Annotated in this window: 5 protein-coding genes and 1 pseudogene; 4 read left to right on the forward strand and 2 right to left on the reverse strand. The window is 56.2% G+C overall.

The window, feature by feature from the left end; genetic code table 11:
* Positions 1 to 199 (forward strand): hypothetical protein (locus HKD46_RS21250; RefSeq protein WP_221413930.1); only part of this gene is annotated, 199 nt, incomplete at its 5' end.
* Here the strand turns inward: HKD46_RS21250 and HKD46_RS20930 are convergent.
* Both HKD46_RS20930 and HKD46_RS20935 read right to left on the reverse strand, forming a co-directional pair.
* Entirely contained in the window at positions 200 to 1,141 is a 942-nt protein-coding gene (locus HKD46_RS20930; protein WP_202605956.1) for an ADP-ribosylglycohydrolase family protein, read from the reverse strand. It abuts the gene before it with no gap.
* Between the two features lie 123 nt (positions 1,142 to 1,264).
* Positions 1,265 to 1,489, reverse strand: a complete 225-nt coding sequence (locus HKD46_RS20935) for a hypothetical protein (RefSeq protein WP_139127925.1) — start codon at positions 1,487 to 1,489, stop codon at positions 1,265 to 1,267.
* A gap of 536 nt (positions 1,490 to 2,025) precedes the next feature.
* Here HKD46_RS20935 and umuD point away from each other — a divergent pair.
* The 3 genes and pseudogenes from umuD to ssb all read left to right on the forward strand — a co-directional run.
* Entirely contained in the window at positions 2,026 to 2,469 is a 444-nt protein-coding gene (gene umuD, locus HKD46_RS20940; RefSeq protein ID WP_069785121.1) for a translesion error-prone DNA polymerase V autoproteolytic subunit, read from the forward strand.
* On the forward strand, positions 2,450 to 3,709 hold the full coding sequence (gene umuC / locus HKD46_RS20945) for a translesion error-prone DNA polymerase V subunit UmuC (protein WP_103859356.1): 1,260 nt from the start codon (positions 2,450 to 2,452) through the stop codon (positions 3,707 to 3,709). The genes umuD and umuC overlap by 20 nt, the downstream gene beginning before the upstream one ends.
* A gap of 269 nt (positions 3,710 to 3,978) precedes the next feature.
* Positions 3,979 to 4,203: pseudogene (gene ssb / locus HKD46_RS20950) on the forward strand (single-stranded DNA-binding protein); the annotation flags it as partial.
* Positions 4,204 to 4,337: the final 134 nt, after the last annotated feature.

The raw sequence follows: 4,337 nt of genomic DNA on the forward strand, positions 1-4,337 counted from the left end.
ACGATTAAAAAGTGTGAAGGCGATCCTGACTATAAAGTTAACTGCATATCACAGGCCTATAAGTATTTGTTTTGTAGGCAAAAAACTATTTTTAATTTTTAACAAAATGTTCACGATCTCGCCCTGGACTATTTACAGCTTGGCAACGCAAGGTACAATTAAAATCGTACTTGGAGCCGTTCAACTGATCGAGACTTGATCAACTTGTGCAGAGAATGATCATGCGTCGGCCCTGCCAGGCTAAACGCTCACGCCAACTAGCCGGGATCCCTTCTTCGCCATAATAGGCACCGGCCAGTTGGCCATAGATAGCAGCCACAGTGTCGGCATCATCCCCTAGATTGGCAGCCAGCAAAGCACCTTCGGCAAATGTAGTGCTATGCCAGAAACTCCATAGTGCCGCCTCCAGGCTGTGCACAACATAACCACTACTGGAAATCTCGTGACGAGTCTTGTGGCGATAAGTTCCACACGCGATCGCGTCTATCTCCTCCGGCAATACTCCCAACGCACTCAACTCAGACTCTGTCAGTTTCAGAACCGCATCTTTGCCAGCATCTTGGGAGGGATCGATGAGCAACGCCTTATCAATAAACAGTGCCATCAACTGACACGCCGCAACGGCCCGAGCCTCACCATGGGTAGTACGAGAACTCAGTGCAACCATATTCAAGAGATATTGCAGAGCATTCTCTCTTTTTTGCACCCTATGCTGACTGTAAAAGAGCACAATGGGCGCTAATCGCATCAAGCTGCCGTTTCCTGCACTCATGGCATCTTCACTGCCAGGATAAGGGTCGCCACTATGACCATACTGGCGTAGTGCCCTTCTGACGGTACTACCAATGTCAAAGCAATAACCTGTCACTGAGTTTTCACCCTGCCGATACCAACGTTGATAGCGAGCTAACTGATCGAGTGGATCATGTCGATGACATGCCAACAGGCTGTCAGCCAAACACAAGGCCATGCTGGTATCATCGGTCCATTGACCAGCTTCGAGCTTAAATGGCCCCCCCCCGATCATATCTGTCAATGCCGTGTAACTATCACGGGGAGCAAACTCTAGGGTTGTACCCAATGCATCGCCAATAGCGAGGCCAAGCAGACATCCCTTGGCGGCACTCTGTCTGTTTTTCATACGTGTAATGTCCATGGAAGAGATATATGCACCAACGCTCCGGCAAGACTGAAGACTGTTGCGAGCGAATGATGCAGAAAAGCCCTATAAAAGAAGGAGTAGCATCCCCTTGCAACCTGCTGATTAACAGCCGAGCGCATCCTCACGCAGGGTGCCCTGTTTGCCATCGTCACACCGGTAGCGGGTATGGCCCAATGCATCTTGCCGATAGGTGCAGTTGGCCGCTTGCGCAGGATGAGCAAACAACCAGCCCGCCAGCACACCGAACAGGGCTAACCCACGCCACCTCGCTCGTGGTGACTGTCGGCCAAGGTGAACCTGATCTCGATGCTGTCGTCTGCGGTCCATCGCCGGTTTCCTCTGATGTGTACCTAGTTAAGGGTACTGTGTTCGCCGCCCTGCTCCGATACTGAGGTTTTGCACATGTACCATTTTCAGGCAGATGTTCGCGGCTCTGCTGCGAGCATGTTGCAGCCCGTTGCCGCAAAACCGGGTTGCTGGGGCTAGCCACCCACGCCCCTTCCCACTGGCGGTGGGTTACTCCGTTTGCGCAGTCGGTTTTCTACGTTTAATGCGCCACTCATGCTGACAGAGGGTGCAACACCGCTCCATCGAGTAGCCGATCTCAATGCAGCACCCCCCCAATGCCACTTCACGGCGATCGCTCATCGCGACCAATTCTTCAGACGGCATGCCATAGACGATATCAACACCACTCTTTTGCCTGCAGGCCGGGCAGATATATTTCCTTCGTCTCGTCATCTTCCATTGACCATGTTGTTACCGATTGAGGCCATGCTACGCGATCCTGGCCAACCAAAACTTGCGTTGATGCAAACATTGGGTTTTATAATGGCTGTATGGATATACAGCCTTGCAGCATGATGAACCTACTCACCCCAGACCTTTCAGCCACTGAGGTGGCCATGCCGCTGTTCTTGCAGCGGGCCTCTTGCGGCTTTCCCAGCCCCGCCAGCGACTATCTGGAAGGCAGTCTCGATCTCAATCGTCACTGCATCAGCCATCCGGCCGCCACCTTCTACCTGCGTGCCGAGGGGGAGAGCATGACCGGGGTCGGTATCTTTCCCGGTGATGTGTTGGTGGTCGATAAGAGCCTGACCGCCCGCCACGGTGACGTGGTGATTGCACTGCTCGATGGCGGCTTTACGGTGAAGATCTTGCAACTCACCCCCCGGCTCGCGTTGCTGCCCGCCAACCCAGCCTTTGCCCCGCTGGCGGTGGATGCCGAGCAAGGGTTTGAGCTGTTCGGGGTGGTGACCCATGTGATCGGTAATTTGAGGCAGCGTGATGGCCATTGCGCTGGTTGATGTTAATAACTTCTACGCCAGTTGTGAGCGGCTGTTTCGCCCCGAGCTGCGTGGGCGACCACTGGTGGTGCTCTCCAACAACGATGGCTGCGTGGTGTCTCGCTCTTACGAAGCCAAGGCGATGGGCATCAAGATGGGGGTGCCCTACTTTCAGATACGCGAGCCGTTTGAGGCGCATGGCGGGGTGGCGTTCAGCTCCAATTATGCCCTCTATGGTGATATGTCGAGCCGGGTGATGAGCACGCTGGAGACCATGGCCCCTGAGCTGGAGGTCTACTCCATCGATGAAGCATTTCTGGCGTTGTCGGCGTCGTTTGCCGGGGATCTCACCGCCTATGGGCAGCAGATCCGCCAGCGGGTGCTGCAGTGGACCGGCCTCACGGTCGGGGTCGGCATTGGCCCCACCAAGACCCTCGCCAAACTGGCCAACTATGCCGCCAAAAAGTGGCCTGCCACCGGCGGCGTGGTCGATTTGCACGATGAACTGCGCCGGGCCCGGCTGATGGCGATCACCCCGGTGGAGGAGGTGTGGGGGATTGGTCGCCGCTTGACGGTCAAGTTACAACGGCAAGCCATACACACGGTGGCCGATCTGGTCGCCAGCGATGCCAAAAGGTTGCGCGCCCAATTCGGCGTGGTGGTCGAGCGGATCGTGCAGGAGCTACGTGGCCTGCCTTGCGCAGAGCTGGCCGTTGAACCGGTGGCGAAGCAACAGATCCTCTCCAGCCGCTCGTTTGGCGAGCGGATCACCGAGTGCGCGGCAATGGCACAAGCCCTGGCGGGGTTTATGGCTCGCGCTGCCGAGAAGCTGCGGGCGGAGGAAATGTGCTGCCAGCGGGTGCACCTGTTTGTGCGCACCAGCCCGTTTGATGAGCAGGCCCCCTATTACAGCGAGCAGGCCGGCGTTCGGCTGGTCTGCCCAACCGATGACACCCGTTTGCTGCTGCAGCAAGTGAGCGTGCTGCTACCGCAAATTTGGCGCGACGGCCATCGCTATCAAAAAGCGGGCGTGATGCTCAGTGAGTTCACCCCCAAGGGGCAGCAACAGGCCGATCTGTTTGCCTCGCCCTCCCCTCAATCGGATGCGCTGATGGCGGTGCTCGATCAGATCAAGGCCAAAGGATTGGGAAAAGTCGGCTTTGCCAGTCAGGGTACGGGGTCACCCGAGTGGATGATGCGCCAAGCGCACCTGAGCCCCTGTTACACCACCCGTTGGGAAGATCTGCCGGTGGCACGTTGACCTCCTCCCCTCCCTCAACAAGGCGAAAGCCGCCCCCGGCACCAAATGGTCACAGCTACGTGATGGGGAGTCGCGGGTATGGTGGTTCCCGATTGCGGAGGGCGATGCATCACTCCCCCTCTTCACCCGCACCAAGAGTCAATCCGTCGAGGGCGAGTAAGTGTGGAGGGGCGTACCCTTTCAACCGGCGCAATTCGATACAGTAATGGGATGAACGATTGCGATCGTGACCCCGCCGACTTTCTATCTATAAAAAAATTGGAGCAAATATGGCAACTCGGGGTATCAACAAAGTCATGCTGATCGGCCATCTTGGCCAGGAGCCGGAGGTGCGGCAGATGGCACAAGGGGGGGCGGTGACCACCATCAGTCTGGCGACCTCCGAGAGTTGGCGTGATCGGCAAACCGGCCAACAGCAAGAGCGGACCGAATGGCACCGGGTGGTGTTTATAGGCAAGATTGGTGAGATTGCCGGTCAGTACCTCAAACAGGGCCGCACATGGCGCAATGCTGATCAGTTAAGGATCCATTGACCGATCCTTCTGCTGTAGGACAATCCGGAACCAATCACTAGTTACGGATTTTTTATGTCTATTGCAAACGATCTGAACGATGTTGTTGAGGCATC

The sequence above is a fragment of the Aeromonas sp. TW 6 genome (assembly GCF_013168745.1).
GTDB lineage: Bacteria > Pseudomonadota > Gammaproteobacteria > Enterobacterales > Aeromonadaceae > Aeromonas > Aeromonas caviae.